General features: G+C 67.1%; 18 protein-coding genes and 1 tRNA gene. 8 read left to right on the top strand and 11 right to left on the bottom strand.

Going from position 1 to position 16,967, the window contains the following annotated elements; translation table 11 throughout:
• The first annotated feature begins 15 nt into the window (after nt 1-15).
• Together PA6_RS10275 and PA6_RS10270 are read left to right on the top strand one after the other, a co-directional pair.
• Complete coding sequence (locus tag PA6_RS10275; protein ID WP_021700849.1) at nt 16-1,365, top strand: glutamine synthetase family protein; 1,350 nt, start codon at nt 16-18, stop codon at nt 1,363-1,365.
• A 54-nt stretch (nt 1,366-1,419) separates the two neighbouring features.
• Nucleotides 1,420-1,492 (top strand) — tRNA-Thr (locus PA6_RS10270).
• 59 nt (nt 1,493-1,551) lie between these two features.
• Here the strand turns inward: PA6_RS10270 and pbpG are convergent.
• The 4 genes from pbpG to hemF all read right to left on the bottom strand — a co-directional run bounded on the left by pbpG (nt 1,552) and on the right by hemF (nt 5,278).
• Nucleotides 1,552-2,463 (bottom strand): D-alanyl-D-alanine endopeptidase, encoded by a 912-nt coding sequence (gene pbpG, locus PA6_RS10265; RefSeq protein WP_172491643.1) that lies wholly within the window; start codon nt 2,461-2,463, stop codon nt 1,552-1,554.
• Nucleotides 2,464-2,525: 62 nt separating this feature from the next.
• Nucleotides 2,526-3,392: a carboxylate/amino acid/amine transporter gene (locus PA6_RS10260; protein WP_021700847.1), complete on the bottom strand. Its 867-nt coding sequence runs from the start codon at nt 3,390-3,392 to the stop codon at nt 2,526-2,528.
• A 1-nt stretch (nt 3,393) separates the two neighbouring features.
• Nucleotides 3,394-4,212, bottom strand: coding sequence for a shikimate dehydrogenase (aroE, locus tag PA6_RS10255; RefSeq protein WP_021700846.1), 819 nt, complete (start codon nt 4,210-4,212; stop codon nt 3,394-3,396).
• A gap of 112 nt (nt 4,213-4,324) precedes the next feature.
• Nucleotides 4,325-5,278, bottom strand: coding sequence for an oxygen-dependent coproporphyrinogen oxidase (gene hemF / locus PA6_RS10250; protein WP_021700845.1), 954 nt, complete (start codon nt 5,276-5,278; stop codon nt 4,325-4,327).
• A 78-nt stretch (nt 5,279-5,356) separates the two neighbouring features.
• Between hemF and PA6_RS10245 the strand changes: the two genes are divergently transcribed.
• The gene (locus tag PA6_RS10245; protein ID WP_021700844.1) at nt 5,357-6,334 is read left to right on the top strand and encodes a quinone oxidoreductase family protein; all 978 of its coding nucleotides are present in this window, start codon (nt 5,357-5,359) and stop codon (nt 6,332-6,334) included.
• 6 nt (nt 6,335-6,340) lie between these two features.
• Here PA6_RS10245 and PA6_RS10240 read toward each other — a convergent pair whose 3' ends face one another.
• The 3 genes from PA6_RS10240 to PA6_RS10230 form a co-directional block, all read right to left on the bottom strand.
• Nucleotides 6,341-6,898, bottom strand: a complete 558-nt coding sequence (locus PA6_RS10240) for an L-threonylcarbamoyladenylate synthase (protein WP_021700843.1) — start codon at nt 6,896-6,898, stop codon at nt 6,341-6,343.
• Nucleotides 6,899-6,937: 39 nt separating this feature from the next.
• Nucleotides 6,938-8,026: a DNA-processing protein DprA gene (gene dprA, locus PA6_RS10235; protein ID WP_021700842.1), complete on the bottom strand. Its 1,089-nt coding sequence runs from the start codon at nt 8,024-8,026 to the stop codon at nt 6,938-6,940.
• Between the two features lie 63 nt (nt 8,027-8,089).
• The gene (locus tag PA6_RS10230; RefSeq protein ID WP_021700841.1) at nt 8,090-9,130 is read right to left on the bottom strand and encodes a LysM peptidoglycan-binding domain-containing protein; all 1,041 of its coding nucleotides are present in this window, start codon (nt 9,128-9,130) and stop codon (nt 8,090-8,092) included.
• 133 nt (nt 9,131-9,263) lie between these two features.
• Between PA6_RS10230 and def the strand changes: the two genes are divergently transcribed.
• From def to PA6_RS10205, 5 genes are read left to right on the top strand one after another with little or no spacing between them, the layout of a single operon-like run.
• Entirely contained in the window at nt 9,264-9,770 is a 507-nt protein-coding gene (gene def, locus PA6_RS10225; RefSeq protein WP_021700840.1) for a peptide deformylase, read from the top strand.
• A 60-nt stretch (nt 9,771-9,830) separates the two neighbouring features.
• Nucleotides 9,831-10,763: a methionyl-tRNA formyltransferase gene (gene fmt, locus PA6_RS10220; protein WP_021700839.1), complete on the top strand. Its 933-nt coding sequence runs from the start codon at nt 9,831-9,833 to the stop codon at nt 10,761-10,763.
• Complete coding sequence (gene rsmB / locus PA6_RS10215) at nt 10,760-12,073, top strand: 16S rRNA (cytosine(967)-C(5))-methyltransferase RsmB (RefSeq protein WP_021700838.1); 1,314 nt, start codon at nt 10,760-10,762, stop codon at nt 12,071-12,073. Before fmt ends, rsmB begins: the two co-directional genes overlap by 4 nt.
• A gap of 13 nt (nt 12,074-12,086) precedes the next feature.
• Nucleotides 12,087-13,460 (top strand): Trk system potassium transporter TrkA, encoded by a 1,374-nt coding sequence (trkA, locus tag PA6_RS10210; protein WP_021700837.1) that lies wholly within the window; start codon nt 12,087-12,089, stop codon nt 13,458-13,460.
• A gap of 23 nt (nt 13,461-13,483) precedes the next feature.
• The gene (locus PA6_RS10205) at nt 13,484-13,816 is read left to right on the top strand and encodes a tetratricopeptide repeat protein (RefSeq protein WP_021700836.1); all 333 of its coding nucleotides are present in this window, start codon (nt 13,484-13,486) and stop codon (nt 13,814-13,816) included.
• Here the strand turns inward: PA6_RS10205 and PA6_RS10200 are convergent.
• From PA6_RS10200 to PA6_RS10185, 4 genes are read right to left on the bottom strand one after another with little or no spacing between them, the layout of a single operon-like run.
• Nucleotides 13,813-14,076 carry a PilZ domain-containing protein gene (locus tag PA6_RS10200; protein ID WP_021700835.1) on the bottom strand — a complete coding sequence of 88 codons (264 nt, stop codon included), beginning with the start codon at nt 14,074-14,076 and terminating at the stop codon, nt 13,813-13,815. The two genes, PA6_RS10205 and PA6_RS10200, sit on opposite strands and share 4 nt — an antisense overlap.
• Nucleotides 14,077-14,135: 59 nt before the next feature.
• Nucleotides 14,136-15,023 carry a lysophospholipid acyltransferase gene (locus tag PA6_RS10195; protein ID WP_021700834.1) on the bottom strand — a complete coding sequence of 296 codons (888 nt, stop codon included), beginning with the start codon at nt 15,021-15,023 and terminating at the stop codon, nt 14,136-14,138.
• 54 nt (nt 15,024-15,077) lie between these two features.
• On the bottom strand, nt 15,078-15,629 hold the full coding sequence (locus tag PA6_RS10190; protein ID WP_043216529.1) for a DNA-3-methyladenine glycosylase I: 552 nt from the start codon (nt 15,627-15,629) through the stop codon (nt 15,078-15,080).
• 48 nt (nt 15,630-15,677) lie between these two features.
• Nucleotides 15,678-16,886, bottom strand: coding sequence for a class I SAM-dependent methyltransferase (locus PA6_RS10185; protein WP_021700832.1), 1,209 nt, complete (start codon nt 16,884-16,886; stop codon nt 15,678-15,680).
• Between the last annotated feature and the right edge of the window lie 81 nt (nt 16,887-16,967).

Below are 16,967 nucleotides of genomic sequence, written 5' to 3'. Positions count from 1 at the left end.
GCCGCAGATATCGCCATGACAACAACAAGATTCCCCGACCTGCTCAGCGAAGTGCGTGCCTTCCGCGCCGCCCACCCCGACGTGCGCTACGTCGAACTGATCTGCCTGGACATCCCCGGGCACTTCTACGGCAAGCGCTACCCCCTCGACATGCTGGAGAAGGTCGCCGCCGGCGGCCCGCTCAAGGTGCCGCAGAACTGCGTGCTGCTCGGCGCCCAAGGCGGCCTGCACCCGATCGGCGACTACTGCTTCAACGACGGCGACCCGGACGCGCCGCGCCGCCTGATCCCCGGCACCCTGAAACCGGTGCGCTGGGAGAAGCAGCCACTGGGGCAGATGCTGATCAGCTCCGACGGCACCGAGGCGCCCATCGAGTTCGAGCCGCGCGAAGTCCTGGCCCGCGTACTGCAACGCCTGCAGGCCAAGGGCATCCGCCCGGTGGTGGCCTTCGAACTGGAGTTCTATCTGTTCGACAAGAAGCTCGAGAGCGGCCTGCCGCGCTTCCCGCGCGACCCGCTGACCGATGACGAGGACGACCAGCCGAACATGCACATCGAGCGCCTGTCGCGCTTCTCGGATGTGCTGCACGAGATGGTCGAGGCGGCCCAGGAGCAGGGCGTGGATGCCAACGTGATCACCGCCGAACTGGGCCCCGGCCAGTTCGAGATCAACTTCGCCCACTGCGACGACGGCCTGCACGCCGCCGACCAGGCCGCCCTGTTCTGCCGCAGCACCCGCGGCGTGGCAATGAAACATGGGTACCGGGCCAGCTTCATGAGCAAGCCCTACCTGGACGCGCCGGGCAGCGGCATGCACGTGCACGTCAGCCTGTACGACGAAAGCGGCCGCAACCTCCTCGACCTCGATGAGCAGCGTCCGCTGCGCCACGCCGTGGCCGGCTGCCTGGAGCTGCTGCCGCACTGCATGCCGATCTTCGCCGCCAACCACAACGCCTTCCGCCGCTACGGCGCCATGGTCAACTCGGCGAGCAAGGCCAGCTGGGGCTTCGAGGACCGCGATGCGTGCATCCGCATCCCCGAATCGGACGGCAAGAACCTGCGCATCGAACACCGCCTGGCCGGCGCCGACGCCAACCCCTACCTGGTGCTGGCGGCCATCCTCAGCGGCATGGAGCACGGCCTGGAGCAGGCCCGCGAACCGATCCCCTCACTGAACGAGGACCGCAGCAGCGGCATCGGCTTCCCCAAGGACATGCTCACCGCGGTGGCGGCCATGGCGTCGCATGAGGTGGTGAAGGAGAAACTGGGCAGCGAGTTCGTCTTCGTCTACTGCGAGAACAAGCGCCAGGATCACCTACAGTTCATGCACGACATCAGCGCGCGAGAGTATCGCTGGTTCCTGTGATAGCCATCGGACCCAATTGATCGGCATGCGCTCTGCTGATAAGTTGCGCTCCACGCCGGTGTAGCTCAGTTGGTAGAGCAGCGCATTCGTAATGCGAAGGTCGCAGGTTCGACTCCTGTCTCCGGCACAAGCCTCCCGAACATAAAAAAGCCCAGCATCGAGCTGGGCTTTTTTATGGCTATTCCGCTACTGCGCCGCCTGCATGCTGCGTGCGCGCTCGGCCTGTTTCTGCTGCTTGTAGGCCAGCGCCGCCGGGGCCACCTTGGTCACCTGGCCGGTCTCCAGCCAGCGCTTGAGGCGGTTGGCGTCGGCCATGTGGGTGTACTTGCCGAAGGCATCCAGCACCACGAAGGCCACCGGCTTGCCGGCCATCTGGGTACGCATCACCAGGCAGTGGCCGGCGGCATTGGTGAAGCCGGTCTTGGTCAGCTGGATGCTCCAGTTGTCCTTGTGCACCAGGCTGTTGGTATTGCGGAAACCCAGGCTGTAGCGCGGCTTGGCGAACTGCTGGACATGCTCGCGGGTGCTGCTGAACTGGCCGATCAGCGGGAACTGGCCAGCCGCCCTGATCAGCTTGACCAGGTCGTTGGCGGTGGAAACGTTCTTCTCCGACAGGCCGGTCGGTTCGCGGTAGCGAGTGTGCGTCATGCCCAGGGCCTGGGCCTTGGCGTTCATCGCCGCGACGAAGGCCGGCACGCCGCCCGGGTAGTGGTGAGCCAGGCTGGCGGCGGCGCGGTTCTCCGAGCTCATCAGGGTCAGCAGCAGCATGTCGCGACGGCTCAGCTGGCTGCCGATACGTACGCGCGAGTAGACGCCGCGCATCTCCGCCACGTCCCTGATCACGATGTCCAGCTGCTGGTCCAGCGGCTGCTTGGCGTCCAGCACCACCATGGCGGTCATCAGCTTGGTCACCGAGGCGATCGGCACCTGCAGGTCGGGGTTGCTGGAGTAGAGCACCTGGTTGGTCTTGAGGTCGACCAGCAGGGCGCTGCCGGAGGCGAGTTCCTGGGTCTGCGGCGCCGCCTGGGCGACGCTCATGAGGCAGGCCAGCAGCAGGCCGGCGAAGGAGAGGGCTTTTTTCACTGATCGGGTCCGCATGGTTGCAATGAGCCTGGCGGTCCCTGCCGGCGAATGGCAAAAGTATAAGTGTGCGGCGCGTCTCAGGCGAGCGCGCCGGCTCTGGGCCGGCCCATACGCAGGAGGGCCATGGCCAGGAGGATGACGACGGCGCCGGCGGCCAGGCGCGGCAGGTCGAAGTCGCGGTTCCAGATCAGCAGGTTGACCAGCAGGCCGGCCGGCACGTGCAGCTCGTTCATGATCGCCAGGGTGCCGGCGTCCACCCGCGTGCTGCCCTTGACCCACCAGTACAGGCCCAGGGCCGTGGCGAACAGCCCCATCCACGCCAGCACACCCCACTGCATGGCCGTCTGCGGCAGCTTCTGCGCATCGCCGAACAGCAGGAAGGAGGGCAGCACCAGCACCAGCGCGCCGAGGAAGAAGTGGCCGAAGAAGCGGTGCAGCGGCTGCGCCGGCTGGTAATGCAGGAGCAGGCGGCGGCACAGAACCTGGCCGGCGGCGAAGGTAGCGTTGGCGATCTGCAGCAGGATGAAGCCGAGCAGGTAGTCGCCTTCCAGGCGATCGAAGCGGATGATCACTCCGCCAGCCACCGCCACCAGTGCAGCGAGCAGCGCCCAGGGGCTGAAGCGACGGGCCAGGGCGTCGTCGAGCAGGGTCACGTAGATCGGTGTGAGCACGGTGAACAGCAGCACCTCGGGCACCGTGAGCACCTGGAAACTGCGGTACAGGCACAGGTAGGTGATGCCGAACTGCAGCGCCCCGGCCAGCCAGAAGCCGGCCAGCATCCGCCGCGGCAGGCCGCGCCAGAGGGTGAAGGGAAGGAACACCAGGGCGGCGATCAGTACCCGTAACAGCACGGCGAAGTCGCTGTCGACGCGGCCGGCCAGGTACTCGCCGATCAGGCTGAAGGAGAAGGCCCAGAGGGCCGTGACGATCAGCAGGTAGGGCATGTCAGCTCAGCTGGCGACGCAGCTCGGCCAGCACCGGCGCGCTGTCCGGGCGCACCCCGCGCCAGACGCAGAAGGCCTCGGCGGCCTGCTCCACCAGCATGCCCAGGCCGTCGATGCAGCGCGCCGCACCATGCTCGGCCGCCCAGCGATTGAACGCGGTCGCCTGCTTGCCGTACATCATGTCGTAGCACACCGTGTGGCCGGGCTGGATCAGGCTCGGGTCGATCGGTGGCAGCTCGCCGGCCAGCGAGGCCGAGGTGCCGTTGATGATCAGGTCGACCGGCTCGCTGAGCCAGTCGAAGCCGGCCGCAGCCACCGGGCCGAGGTCGGCGAACTCGTGGGCCAGCTGCTCGGCCTTGGCCACCGTGCGGTTGGCGATGGTCAGGCTCTGCGGCCGCTCGGCCAGCAGCGGCGCCAGCACGCCGCGCACGGCGCCGCCGGCGCCGAGCAGAAGGATGCGCTGGCCCGCCAGGTCGAGCCCGGCGTTCACCGTCAGGTCGCGGACCAGGCCGGCGCCATCGGTGTTGTCACCGAGCAGGCGGCCGTCGTCGAGTTTCTTCAGGGTATTCACCGCGCCAGCAAGGCGGGCGCGCTCGCTCAGTTCATCGGCCAGGCGATAGGCCTCTTCCTTGAACGGCACGGTGACATTGCCGCCACGGCCCTCGACGAAGAAGGCGCGGGCATAGCCGGGAAAGTCCTCCAACGGCGCCAGCAGGGCCTCGTAGGTCAGGTCCTGGCCGGTCTGCGCGGCGAACAGGCGGTGAATCAGCGGCGACTTGCTGTGGCCGATGGGATTGCCGAATACGCCGTAGCGATCCATGGAAAATCCTTGTGAAGTTGAGCTTCTTCTCCCCTCGCCCATTGATGGGAGAGGGGTCGGGGGGAGGGAAATACAGCCTCGCCTTCTCCCGCAAGCGGGAGAGGGAGCAGTCCTACACGCCGGCCAGCCAGTCGCGATCCTGCAGGAAGTACTCGGTCAGGCGCGCCTCCGGGGTGCCTGGCGCGGGTTTCCAGTCGTAGCCCCAGCGCACGTGCGGCGGCAGCGACATGAGGATCGACTCGGTACGGCCGCCGGACTGCAGGCCGAACAGGGTGCCGCGGTCGAACACCAGGTTGAACTCGACATAGCGGCCGCGGCGGAAGGCCTGGAACTCGCGCTGCGCCTCGGTGAAGGGCGTGGCCTTGCGCCACTGCACTATCGGCAGGTAGGCCTGGATATAGGCGTCACCGATGGCGCGCAGGAAGGCGAAGCTGGTGTCGAAGTCCCACTCGTTCAGGTCGTCGAAGAACAACCCGCCGATGCCGCGCGGTTCGCCGCGATGCTTGAGGTGGAAGTAGCGGTCGCACCAGGCCTTGAACTTGGGGTAGACCTCGGCGCCGAACGGGGCGCAGGCGTCGCGGGCGACCTGGTGCCAGTGCACGCAGTCTTCCTCGACGGCGTAGTAGGGGGTCAGGTCGAAGCCGCCGCCGAACCACCAGACCGGCTCCTCGCCGGCCTTCTCGGCGCTGAAGAAGCGCACATTGGCGTGGGAGGTGGGCACGTGCGGGTTCTCCGGGTGGATCACCAGGGACACGCCCATGGCCTCGAAGCCGCGCCCGGCCAGTTCCGGACGGTGGGCGCTGGCCGACGGCGGCAGGCTGTCGCCGAACACGTGGGAGAAGTTGACCCCGCCCTTCTCGATTAGCGCGCCGTTCTCCATCACCCGGGTGCGGCCGCCACCGCCGGCGGGGCGCTCCCAGCTGTCCTCGAAGAAGCGGGCGCCACCGTCCTCGGCTTCGAGGGCGGCGCAGATGCGGTCCTGCAGGTCGAGCAGGTAGGCCTTCACGGCCTGGGTACGTTCACTCACGGCAATGGGTCCGGGCAGTTCGGAAGAGGGCGCCAGCATACCATCGTCGCCTCCGCCGGGCTTGACGGGGGTCAGGCGCGGCGCTTGGATGGAGCCCTTTGCAGAGGAGTGCAGCAGATGGCCAAAGGCATCCGGTTTTCCCGCCACGGCGGCAGCGAGGTGCTCGAGCTGGTCGACCAGCCGGCGGCCGAGCCGGGCCCGCACGAGGTGCGCGTGCGCAACCGTGCCATCGGCCTGAACTTCATCGACACTTACTACCGCAGCGGCCTCTACGCTCCGCCGAGCCTGCCCTCGGGCCTGGGCACCGAGGCGGCCGGCGAGGTGGAAGCGGTCGGCAGCGCGGTGAGCCACCTGCGGGTCCGCGACCGCGTGGCCTATGCCACCGGCCCGCTGGGTGCCTGCGCCGAACTGCATGTGCTGCCGGCCCAGCACCTGGTGCGGCTGCCGGAGTCGATCTCCTTCGAGCAGGCCGCCGCGCTGATGCTCAAGGGCCTCACCGTGCAGTACCTGCTGCGCCAGACCTACCGGGTCGAGGCCGGGCAGACCATCCTCTGGCATGCCGCGGCCGGCGGTGTCGGGCTGATCGCCTGTCAGTGGGCACGGGCGCTGGGGGTGAAGCTGATCGGCAGCGCGTCGTCGCCAGAGAAGGCAGCGCTGGCCCGGGCCAACGGCGCCTGGGCGACCATCGACTACAGCCGCGAGGACGTGGTGCAGCGCGTGCTGGACCTGACCGACGGGGCCAAATGCCCGGTGGTGTACGACTCGGTGGGCAAGGACACCTGGGAACGCTCGCTGGACTGCGTGGCGCCGCGCGGCCTGCTGGTCAGCTTCGGCAACGCCTCGGGGGCGGTGACCGGGGTCAACCTCGGCGTACTGGCGCAGAAGGGCTCGCTCTACGTGACCCGGCCGACCCTCGGCCACTACGCCAACAGCGCGGAAAATCTGCAGGCCATGGCCGACGAGCTGTTCGCCCTGGTCGCCAGCGGCGCGATCAAGGTCGAAATCGGCCGCCGTTACCCACTGGCCGAAGTGGCCCAGGCCCACGACGCGCTGAGCGGCCGGCAGACCACCGGCTCGACCATTCTGCTGCCCTGACCCGCCTTATGACGGGCGGATCACATCGCCCGTACGCAGGTCGCGGATCAGGCTGGGATTCCTGCGTCCACCGAGGGCGCCGCCGAGCACCGCGTCCAGCTGGCCATGGAAGTACTGCTCGACGCGCAGGCGCGAGCGCGCCGCGGGACGCCCGGCGGGGTTGGCCGAGGTCGACACCAGCGGCCCGGTTAGGGCGCAGAGGTCGCGCACCCGTGGGTGGTCGCTGACGCGCAGAGCGACGCTGTCATGCTGGCCGGTGATCCACACGGGCAGGCGCTCCTGATGCGGCACCAGCCAGGTATTGGGCCCCGGCCAGGTGCTGGCCAGGCGATCGATCCAGCGCTCGGGCAGGTCAGCGAGGAGGAAGTCGAACTGCTGGATGCTGTCCGCCACCAGGATCAGGCCCTTGTGCACCGGGCGATCCTTGAGCGCCAGCAGGCGCCCGACGGCGAGTTCGTCCCAGGGATCGCAGCCCAGGCCCCAGACCGCCTCGGTGGGATAGGCGATCACCCCGCCCTGGCGCACCACCCGTGCTACCCGCTGTACCTGCCAACTGCTGTGCATGTTCGCCGCCTCGTCTGTCTGGCCGCGAGTTTACCCAGCTCAGCGGACGCGATGCACCCAGCGCCCGGCCTCGCAGGCCACCAGGCCCTGCAGTTCCAGCTCGGTGAGCGCGGCCAGCACCTCGCCGATGGGCAGGTCGCAGGCCTGGGCCAGGCCCTCGCTGGTCTGCGGCGCCGCACGCAACTCCAGCAGCAGCGGATGTGCGTCATCTGCCTCGGCTGCGGCGGGCGGCGTCACGCGCTGCCAGCCGCGCAGGGCCTGGAGAATGTCCTCGACACTCTCGACCAGGGTCGCGCCCTCGCGGATCAGCTGGTGGCAGCCGCGGGCGCCGGGATGGTGGATGGAGCCGGGAATTGCATAGACCTCGCGCCCCTGCTCGGCGGCCAGACGCGCGGTGATCAGCGAGCCGCTGGAGGGACTGGCCTCGACCACCAGCACGCCGAGCGCCAAGCCGCTGATGATGCGGTTGCGCCGGGGAAAGTTGCTGGCCTGCGGTGGGCAGTCCAGCGGCAGTTCGGAAACCAGCGCGCCACCCTGCTCGGCAATGCGCCCGGCCAGACCGACGTGGCGCTGCGGGTAGATCCGCTGCAGGCCGGTACCCAGCACCGCGACCGTTGCACCGCCGGCTTCCAGCGCGCCCTGGTGAGCAGCACCGTCGATACCCAGGGCCAGGCCGCTGGTGATCACGAAGCCACCACCGGCCAGGCTGCGGGCAAAGGCCTGGGCGGTATCCAGCCCCGCTCGCGAGGCGCGCCGGCTGCCGACCATGGCCAGCTGCGGACGCTCCAGCAACCCCGGATCACCGGCGACGAACAGCAGCGGCGGGGCGTCGTTCAGCTCGGCCAGCAGGGCGGGGTAGGTGGGGTCATCCCACATCAGCAGGGACTGGCCCGGCTGCTCCAGCCAGCGCAGAGCGGCCGTGGCCCGCTCGCGGATATCTGCGCTACGCCTGGGCTCGGCACAGCTACCAGGGATACCCAGCGCGCGCCAGGCGGTGGCGGGCGCGCTGAGGGCGGCGGAGGCGCTGCCAAAAGCTGCCAGCAGGCGGCGAAAGCGCCGCGAACCGAGCTCCGGCAGGCTGTGCAGGCGCAGGCGCGCCTCCAGTTCGGCGGGGGAAGGGCTGTGCATGGCGATCGTCCCTGATCGTGGAGCAGAAAGCAGAACCCCCGCACGGGGCGGGGGTTCGGGGTGTTACGGGTTCTTCACCTTGTCCATCAGCGCCAGGTCGCGGGTGGCATAAAGCACCAGGCCGTAACTGAGCTTCTCGTAGGCGCGGAACACCATCAGCAAACCAGAGCGCTCGTCCGGGATCTTCACCGACTCGCCGGTGACGCGATCACGCACGGTCTCGCCGGTCTTGTACACGGCCAGTACGTTGCCTTCGCTGAGGCCGTCGATCTTGCCCTTGTTGATGGTCACCACATCGAACTGGCCAACTCGGTTCACACCACGCGGTACGTCGAGAATCACGCCATCCACATCGGTCGGCGGCTCGCTGGGCATAAAGGTAGAGTTGACGGCGCGCTCCTCAGTGGGGAACAGGCGGTCACCCGGACGCACTTCCTGGGTAGTCCGACTCAGATTCAGAGTGGCAATATCGCCCTCTTCAGAGACCAGCTCCCCCGAGCCAATATCATCGGCATTGATGCCGAGAAACTCCTTGGTCTCCGGATCGGTATAGGTCTTGCCTTGGCGGAAGATACCGTAAACCGCCTGGCCGTCGTCGAAACTGCCGCGGACATAGATACGATCACCTGCGCCGGTGATAACACCTTCCTGCTCACCCGCTACCACATAAGGTTGTGCGGAAAACTCTTCCGCCGTATCGACGATCCGGTTGCTGATCAGGAAGCTGTTGATCGCCTCCAGCGGAATGGTCGGGATGGCCTGGGCCAGCGGGGTGCTGCGCACCTGAGGCGACAGCTTGATGGTGCCGCGCGACTCGCCGCGGTTGAGCATCAGGCGCGGCTGGCCGTCGATGTAGACCAGGCTGAGCGTGTCACCCGGGTAGATCAGATGGGGGTTTTCGATCTGCGGGTTGGCATGCCACAACTCGGGCCACTTCCACGGCTGGCTGAGGAACTTGCCGGAGATATCCCACAGGGTGTCACCCTTGGCCACTGTATAGCGGTCCGGATGACCTTCCTTGAGCTGCACGGCGGCCTGTACCAGACCGGTCTGCGCCAGACCGCCCGCGGCGACCAGCAACAGGGCGAGTAGTGATTTCCTCATGCGGTGAATCCCTTTATTATGTGGCTGGCGCCTGTGAGCCGCAGAAGTCGCGGCTTCCGAGCCGTTTTTCAAAGCTGTTCATCATCTTAGCAGCGGTTTTTTACTTTATTCCACAAGTGCATCACAAACAGCCATGGCCATTCTCAACATCCTCGAATTCCCCGATCCGCGCCTGCGCACCATCGCCAAGCCGGTGACCGTGTTCGACGCGGCGCTTTCCAAGCTGGTCGACGACATGTTCGAGACCATGTATGCAGCCCCCGGCATCGGCCTGGCCGCCACCCAGGTCAACGTGCACAAGCGCGTGGTGGTGATGGACCTGTCCGAGGACAAGTCCGAGCCACGGGTGTTCATCAACCCCGAGTTCGAATCGCTGACCGAGGAGATGGACCAGTACCAGGAAGGCTGCCTGTCGGTGCCCGGCTTCTACGAGAATGTCGACCGCCCGCAGAAAGTGCGGATCAAGGCCCAGGAGCGCGACGGCAGCCACTACGAGCTGATCGCCGAAGGCCTGCTCGCCGTGTGCATCCAGCACGAATGCGATCACCTCAACGGCAAGCTGTTCGTCGATTACCTGTCGAGCCTCAAGCGCGACCGGATCAAGAAGAAGCTGGAAAAACAGCACCGCCAGCAGGCTTGATTCACGACTTCCAAAGGCTTGCTCCGGCAAGCCTTTTTCTTTTCATGCAGTGAGTTATCCATGCGTATCGTCTTCGCCGGCACCCCGGAATTCGCCGCCCAGCACCTGCAGGCCCTGCTCGATGCAGGCCGGCAGATCGTAGCCGTGTACACCCAGCCGGATCGCCCCGCCGGCCGCGGGCAAAAACTGATGCCCAGCCCGGTCAAGCAGCTGGCTCTGCAGCACGGCATCGCCGTGTACCAGCCGCAGACCCTGCGCGACCCGGCCGCCCAGGCCGAACTGGCCGCGCTCACGCCGGACCTGATGGTGGTGGTCGCCTATGGCCTGATCCTGCCACAGGTAGTGCTGGATACTCCGCGCCTGGGCTGCATCAACAGCCACGCCTCGCTGCTGCCGCGCTGGCGCGGCGCGGCGCCGATCCAGCGCGCCATCGAGGCCGGCGACGCCAGCAGCGGCGTCACCGTGATGCAGATGGAGGCTGGCCTGGACACCGGCCCCATGATGCTTAAGGTCACCACCACCATCACTGCCGAGGACACCGGCGGCAGCCTGCACGATCGCCTGGCCACACTCGGCTCCCAGGCCGTGGTCGAAGCCGTGACCAAGCTGGCTGCCGGCGAGCTGCGTGGCGAGGTACAGGACGACAGCCTGGCCACCTACGCGCACAAGCTGAACAAGGACGAAGCGCGCCTCGACTGGAGCCGTCCGGCCGTCGAGCTGGAGCGCCTGGTGCGCGCCTTCAATCCCTGGCCGATCTGCCACAGCACCCTGAATGGCGAGGCGCTCAAGATCCACGCCGCCCAGCTGGGCGAGGGCCAAGGCACGCCGGGCAGCGTGCTCGCCGCCGACAAGAGTGGCCTGACCGTCGCCTGCGGCGAGGGCGCCCTGCGCCTGACCCGCCTGCAGCTGCCCGGCGGCAAGCCGCTGAGCTTTGCCGACCTGTACAACAGCCGCCGCGAACAGTTCGCTCCCGGCCTGGTGCTGGGTCAATGAACCCACGCCTGGCCGCCGCCCGCGCCCTGGCCGCCGTGCTCAACGGCAAGGCCTCGCTGGGCAGCAGCCTGCCGCCGTTGCTGGACAAGGTCGACGCACGCGACCGCGGCCTGGCCCAGGACCTGGCCTTCGGCACCGCGCGCTGGCAGCCACGCCTGGCGCTGCTCGCCGACAAGCTGCTGCAGAAGTCGTTCAAGGCCGCCGACCGCGACGTCGAGGCGCTGCTGCTGGTCGGCCTTTACCAGCTGCTGCACACCCGCATCCCAGCCCACGCCGCCATCGGCGAGACGGTGGCCTGCGTCGACAAGCTGAAGAAGCCCTCGCTCAAGGGCCTGCTCAACGCCGTGCTGCGCAACGCCCAGCGCGACCATGAGGCGCTGTTCGCCGAACTGGAGCGTGACCCGGTGCTGCACACAGCGCACCCGCGCTGGCTGCAGAAACGCCTGAAGGCCGACTGGCCCGAGCATTGGCAGGCTATCTGCACCGCCAACAATGAGCATCCGCCGCTGATCCTGCGGGTCAATCGCCGTCATGGCAGCCGCGATGACTATCTGGCCGAACTGCGCGGCAACGGCATCGAGGCCGAACCCTGCACCTTCAGCCGTGACGGTATCCGTCTGCTGCAGCCCTGCGACGTGAAGACCCTGCCCGGCTTCGCGGAAGGCCGCGTCAGCGTGCAGGACGAAGCCGCCCAGCTGGCCGCCGACCTGCTCGACCTGGCCCCCGGCCAGCGCGTGCTGGATGCCTGCGCGGCGCCCGGCGGCAAGACCTGCCACCTGCTGGAAGCACAACCGCAGCTGAGCGAGGTGATTGCCCTGGACCTGGAACCCGGTCGCCTGGCGCGGGTGCAGGAAAACCTCGAGCGCCTGCAACTCAAGGCCACCCTGATCGCCGCCGACGGCCGTGCGACCAAGGTCTGGTGGGATGGCACGCCGTTCCAGCGCATCCTGCTCGACGCGCCCTGCTCGGCCACCGGGGTGATCCGCCGCCATCCCGATATCAAGCTGACCCGCCAGGCCGACGACATCACCGCCCTGGCCCAGCTGCAGGGCGAGCTGCTCGACGCCCTGTGGCCGACCCTGGAAGTCGGTGGCGTGCTGCTCTACGCCACCTGCTCGGTGCTGCCGCAGGAGAACAGCGACAACATCGCCGCCTTCCTGCAACGCACGCCGGGCGCGCGCGAACTGGATATCGCCGGCGCCTTCGGCCTCAAGCAGGCCCATGGCCGCCAGCTGCTGCCGCAGGCCGACGGCCACGACGGCTTCTACTATGCCAAGCTGATCAAGATCGCCGCGGCACCGCGCGGCTGAGGAAGGAACCCCGATGAAAATCATCATTCTCGGCGCCGGCCAGGTCGGCGGAACACTGGCGGAACACCTGGCCGGCGAGGCCAACGACATCACCGTGGTCGACACCGATGCCGATCGCCTGCGCGATCTCGGCGACCGCCTGGACATCCGCACCGTGATCGGCCGTGGCTCCTTCCCCACCGTGCTGCGCCAGGCCGGCGCCGACGATGCGGACATGCTGGTGGCGGTGACCAACAGCGACGAAGTCAACATGATCGCCTGTCAGGTGGCCTACACCCTGTTCCACACCCCGACCAAGATCGCCCGCGTGCGCGAGTCGGCCTACCTGACCCGCGAGGCGCTGTTCGACAACGAGGCGATCCCGGTCGACGTGCTGATCAGCCCCGAGCAGGTGGTGACCAACTACATCAAGCGCCTGATCGAATACCCCGGCGCCCTGCAGGTCATCGACTTCGCCGAGGGCAAGGCCCAGCTGGTGGCGGTACGCGCCTACTACGGCGGCCCACTGGTCGGTCAGCAGCTGCGGCAGATACGCGAGCACATGCCCAGCGTCGACACCCGCGTCGCGGCCATCTTCAGGCGCAACCGGCCGATCATGCCGCAGGGCGATACAGTGATCGAGGCCGACGACGAAGTGTTCTTCATCGCCGCCAAAGCCCATATCCGCGCGGTGATGAGCGAAATGCGCCGCCTGGAAGACAGCTACAAGCGCATCGTCATCGCCGGCGGCGGGCATATCGGCGAGCGCCTGGCCGAGGCCATCGAGAGCCGCTACCAGGTGAAGATCATCGAGATGAACCCGGCGCGCTGCCGCTACCTTTCGGAAAACCTGGAAAGCACTGTGGTGCTGCAGGGCAGTGCCTCGGACCGCGACCTGCTGGTGGAAGAAAACATCAACGAGGCCGACATCTTCCTCGCCCTGACCAACGACGACGAGGCCAACATCATGTCGTCCTTGCTGGCCAAGCGCCTGGGCGCGCGCAAGGTGATGACCATCATCAACAACCCGGCCTACGTCGACCTGGTCCAGGGTGGCGAGATCGACATCGCCATCAGCCCGCAACTGGCCACCATCGGCACCCTGCTGACCCACGTGCGCCGCGGTGATATCGAGAGCGTGCACAGCCTGCGCCGTGGCGCGGCGGAAGCCATCGAAGCGATCGCCCACGGTGACGCCAAGTCGAGCAAGGTGGTCGGGCGCATGATCGAGGATATCGCCCTGCCGCCGGGCACCACCATCGGTGCGGTGATCCGCGACGAGGAAGTGCTGATCGCCCACGACGACACGGTGATCGAGAGCGGCGACCATGTGATCCTGTTCCTGGTCGACAAGAAGTACATCCGCGACGTGGAGCGCCTGTTCCAGGTCGGCCTGACCTTCTTCTGATCCGCTTAGCCGAGGCCCGTCGCATGACCACGCCCGACTCACTGGAAAAACTGCTGGCCCGCGGCGTGGACAACGCCCTGTTGCGCTTCGGCCTGGGCAAGGCCTACCTCGACAGCGGCCAGCCTGAACAGGCCGCCGAGCACCTGCAGAAGTGCCTGGGCTTCGACCCCAACTACTCGGCGGCGTGGAAGCTGCTGGGCCAGGCCTGCCAGCGCCTGGGCATGCTGGAGGAGGCGCGCCAGGCCTGGCACAACGGCCTGGAAGTGGCGCGCAAGCGCGGTGACAAGCAGACGGAAAAGGAAATGACGGTGTTTCTGCGCCGCCTGGAGAAAGCGGCGCGCGCGCCCGAAGCCTAGTTCTGGAAGGCTAGGGCCACGCCGCTGGCCTCGAAGCGCACCACCCGCATCAGCACCACCGGCGCCTCGATGGGCAGGCCCTGGACCTGACCACTGACCAGCTCGCCGATCTGCAGCAGCTTCTGCGCATCATCGATGACCACGAACACGCCGCTCTCGGAGATATCGCGGGTGGTCACCAGCATCTGGCCGTGCGCGGGATGATCGATGCGCAGCTGGACCTTCAGCGGGGTGCGCTTGTGCTCGCGCTTGTTGTCCATGCCTGTCCTGTGTCGTGGGGCGAAAGTTGCTCAGACGGTAATAGCTATCGTGCGCGGCATCAATACCATTTCTTCTCGCCGTCCGGGCGCTTCTTGAAGCGCTTCATGCTCCACAGGTACTGGCTCGGGTAGGCCCGCACGTATCGCTCCAGCGTGCGGCTCATGGCCGCCGCGGACACCTGCGGGTCTTCGCTGTACATGTCCTCCGGCACCGCCTCGAAGATCACCTTGAAGCCGCTGTTGTCCGGCAGGCGCACCGCGTTGAGGAACAGGCCGACGGCCTTGCCGCCGGCGAGCATGCCGGGGACGAACTTGCTGGTCAGCGCCTGGATGCCGCAGAAGGGCACGAACACGCCGCTGGAACGGCTCGGCTCGGGGTCCGCGGGAATGCCCACCACGCCGCCACGACGCACTTCCTTGATGACGCTGAGGATGCCTTCCTTGGTCGACGGCGCCACGCGATTGCCCAGCTGCGCGCGCTGCTTCTGCAGCAGCTCGTCGAGCGCCTGCAGCTTGGGCGGACGGTAGAAGATCACCGGCTTGCACTGCGAGCAGAAGTAATGGTTGAGCACTTCCCAGTTACCCAGGTGGCTGGCCACGCCAACCACGCCCTTGCCCGACGCCAGGGCCGCCTGCAGCACCTCCAGGCCCTCGACTTCGCGCACCAGGCCGAGGGTCCGTTCGACCGGCCAGATCCAGGCACAGGCGCTCTCGGTCAGGGTCTTGCCGATGTCGCGCAGGGTCTGCCCGACCAGGCGCTCGCGCTCGGCCGCGGACAACTCCGGGAAACACTTGGCCAGGTTGATGCGCACCACCTCGCGCGAGCCGTTCGGCAGCTTCCACATCAGCCAGCCGATGACCGATCCCGTGGCCTGCACGGCCCCCCAGGGCAGCAGGGCAAACAGGCGCAGGAAACCGACGGCCAGGGCACCTTTGAGCTTCTCCACGAGCGACTCCCGAATACACGAAGGCCGGCATTGTAACGGCTGTGACCGCCGGGTTCAGCCTCGCAGTGCGTGATAGCGATCGCAGTCGGTCGTATGGTCCATGACCATGCCGGCCGCCTGCATGTAGGCGTAGCAGATGGTCGGGCCGACGAAGGTGAAGCCCAGCTTCTTCAGCGCCTTGCTCATTGCCTCGGCCTCCGGCGTGACGGCCGGCACCTCGCCGCGGCCGCTGAAGTGATTGATCTTCGGCGCGCCACCGACGAAGGACCAGAGCAGCGCCGCCGGATCTTCCAGCTTGAGCCAGGCCTGGGCGTTCTGCCGCGCCGCCCTGAGTTTGGCGCGGTTGCGGATGATGCCGGGGTCCTGCATGCGCTCTTCGATCTCCGCATCGCTCATCTGCGCCAGGCGTTGCACGTCGAAACGCCACAGCACCTGGCGATAGCGCTCGCGCTTCTTCAGCACGGTGATCCACGACAGCCCGGCCTGGAAGCCTTCCAGCAGCAACAGCTCGAACAGACGGTCGGCGTCGCGCAGCGGCACGCCCCATTCCTCGTCGTGGTAGGCGATGTACAGCGGATCGTCGTTACACCAGAAGCAGCGCGGCATGACATTCATATCCAGGCGAGATCATGCCGCACTGTAGCGCAGTGGCCGTCAAAAACGCCCGTCCGCCTGCAGCAGGGTTTCCAGGCAGTGCTCCTGGATCCCGTAGAACTGCTTGATGCCGCGGATCTTTTCCAGCAGCTCACCCGGCGCCACCGGCTCGGGACGTTTCACCGCGAGGATCATCTTGTTCTTGTTGGTGTGCTCCAGCGAGACGAACTCGAACACCTTGGTTTCGTAGCCACAGGCCTCCAGCAACAGGGCACGCAGGCTGTCGGTGACCATCTCGGCCTCCTGGCCCAGGTGTACGCCGTACTGCAGCATGGGCTTGAGCAGGCTCGGCGTGTGCATCTGCGGGCGGATCTGTTTGTGGCAGCAGGGAGAGCACATGATGATCGCGGCATCGCTGCGAATACCCAGGTGCAGGGCGTAGTCGGTGGCCACGTCACAGGCATGCAGGGCGATCATCACGTCGATGGCCGCCGGGGTGTAGGTGCGCACATCGCCATGTTCGAAGCGCAGGCCCGGCTGTTCCAGGCGGGCCGCGGCGGTGTTGCCCAGGCGCACCATGTCTTCGCGCAGCTCCACGCCGGTCACCTGGCCCTGCAGGCCCAGGCTGTTGCGCAGGTAGTCGTGCATGGCGAAGGTCAGGTAGCCCTTGCCCGAGCCGAAATCGACGACATGGATCGGCAACTGCGGATCACGCCGCTGCAGCGGCGAGTGGCTCAGGGCGTGGGAAAACACCTCGATGAACTTGTTGATCTGCTTCCACTTGCGCGCCATCGCCGGCACCAGCTCGTGCCTGGCGGTGGTCACGCCCAGATCGGTAAGGAAAGGCCGGCTCAGTTCGAGAAAGCGCTTCTTCTCGCGGTCATGGCCAGCGACCGGCGCCTCGCGCTCGACCACCTTGCCGACGAACAGGCGCGCCTTGTCCTTCTTGCCGAAGGTCAGTTGCACGTCCTCGGTCAGCGACAGCAGGTGAGCGTTCCTGAACGCCGCCGGTAACAGGCTGGCGATATGCGCCAGGGCTTCGGCCACCGGCAGGTTCTTGGTGATATCGCGGGTCTTGTAGGTGGAGACGAATGACAGGCAGGCCTGGCCTTTGACCGTGACCGGGCGAATGGCCAGGCGCTGCAGCTCGGTTTCCTCGCCCTGGTACTTGCTCAGCAGCAGCTTGACCAGGGTGTTCTGCACCACGCTGGTGTCCAGCAGGGCAAGAAACTCTTCACGAGCGGTGACGGCGGTGGGTTCGACTGACATGAAAAAGGCCTGAGTAAGCGCTGCCGGTGCCGGCAAGGGGTGACAATGCTACAGGGTACGCAGCCTCTATGCGCAGCGGGC

This window comes from Aquipseudomonas alcaligenes NBRC 14159 (assembly GCF_000467105.1).
Classification (GTDB): Bacteria; Pseudomonadota; Gammaproteobacteria; order Pseudomonadales; family Pseudomonadaceae; genus Aquipseudomonas; species Aquipseudomonas alcaligenes.
This window is presented reverse-complemented; position numbering and strand designations above follow the sequence as displayed.

Excerpts from the sequence above, each read along its gene's own strand:
- PA6_RS10275 (WP_021700849.1), top strand. The coding sequence starts at position 16 with ATGACAACAACAAGATTCCCCGACCTGCTCAGCGAAGTGCGTGCCTTC.
- pbpG (WP_172491643.1), bottom strand. The coding sequence starts at position 2,463 with ATGCGGACCCGATCAGTGAAAAAAGCCCTCTCCTTCGCCGGCCTGCTG.
- PA6_RS10260 (WP_021700847.1), bottom strand. The coding sequence starts at position 3,392 with ATGCCCTACCTGCTGATCGTCACGGCCCTCTGGGCCTTCTCCTTCAGC.
- aroE (WP_021700846.1), bottom strand. The coding sequence starts at position 4,212 with ATGGATCGCTACGGCGTATTCGGCAATCCCATCGGCCACAGCAAGTCG.
- hemF (WP_021700845.1), bottom strand. The coding sequence starts at position 5,278 with ATGCTGGCGCCCTCTTCCGAACTGCCCGGACCCATTGCCGTGAGTGAA.
- PA6_RS10245 (WP_021700844.1), top strand. The coding sequence starts at position 5,357 with ATGGCCAAAGGCATCCGGTTTTCCCGCCACGGCGGCAGCGAGGTGCTC.
- PA6_RS10240 (WP_021700843.1), bottom strand. The coding sequence starts at position 6,898 with ATGCACAGCAGTTGGCAGGTACAGCGGGTAGCACGGGTGGTGCGCCAG.
- dprA (WP_021700842.1), bottom strand. The coding sequence starts at position 8,026 with ATGCACAGCCCTTCCCCCGCCGAACTGGAGGCGCGCCTGCGCCTGCAC.
- PA6_RS10230 (WP_021700841.1), bottom strand. The coding sequence starts at position 9,130 with ATGAGGAAATCACTACTCGCCCTGTTGCTGGTCGCCGCGGGCGGTCTG.
- def (WP_021700840.1), top strand. The coding sequence starts at position 9,264 with ATGGCCATTCTCAACATCCTCGAATTCCCCGATCCGCGCCTGCGCACC.
- fmt (WP_021700839.1), top strand. The coding sequence starts at position 9,831 with ATGCGTATCGTCTTCGCCGGCACCCCGGAATTCGCCGCCCAGCACCTG.
- rsmB (WP_021700838.1), top strand. The coding sequence starts at position 10,760 with ATGAACCCACGCCTGGCCGCCGCCCGCGCCCTGGCCGCCGTGCTCAAC.
- trkA (WP_021700837.1), top strand. The coding sequence starts at position 12,087 with ATGAAAATCATCATTCTCGGCGCCGGCCAGGTCGGCGGAACACTGGCG.
- PA6_RS10205 (WP_021700836.1), top strand. The coding sequence starts at position 13,484 with ATGACCACGCCCGACTCACTGGAAAAACTGCTGGCCCGCGGCGTGGAC.
- PA6_RS10200 (WP_021700835.1), bottom strand. The coding sequence starts at position 14,076 with ATGGACAACAAGCGCGAGCACAAGCGCACCCCGCTGAAGGTCCAGCTG.
- PA6_RS10190 (WP_043216529.1), bottom strand. The coding sequence starts at position 15,629 with ATGCCGCGCTGCTTCTGGTGTAACGACGATCCGCTGTACATCGCCTAC.
- PA6_RS10185 (WP_021700832.1), bottom strand. The coding sequence starts at position 16,886 with ATGTCAGTCGAACCCACCGCCGTCACCGCTCGTGAAGAGTTTCTTGCC.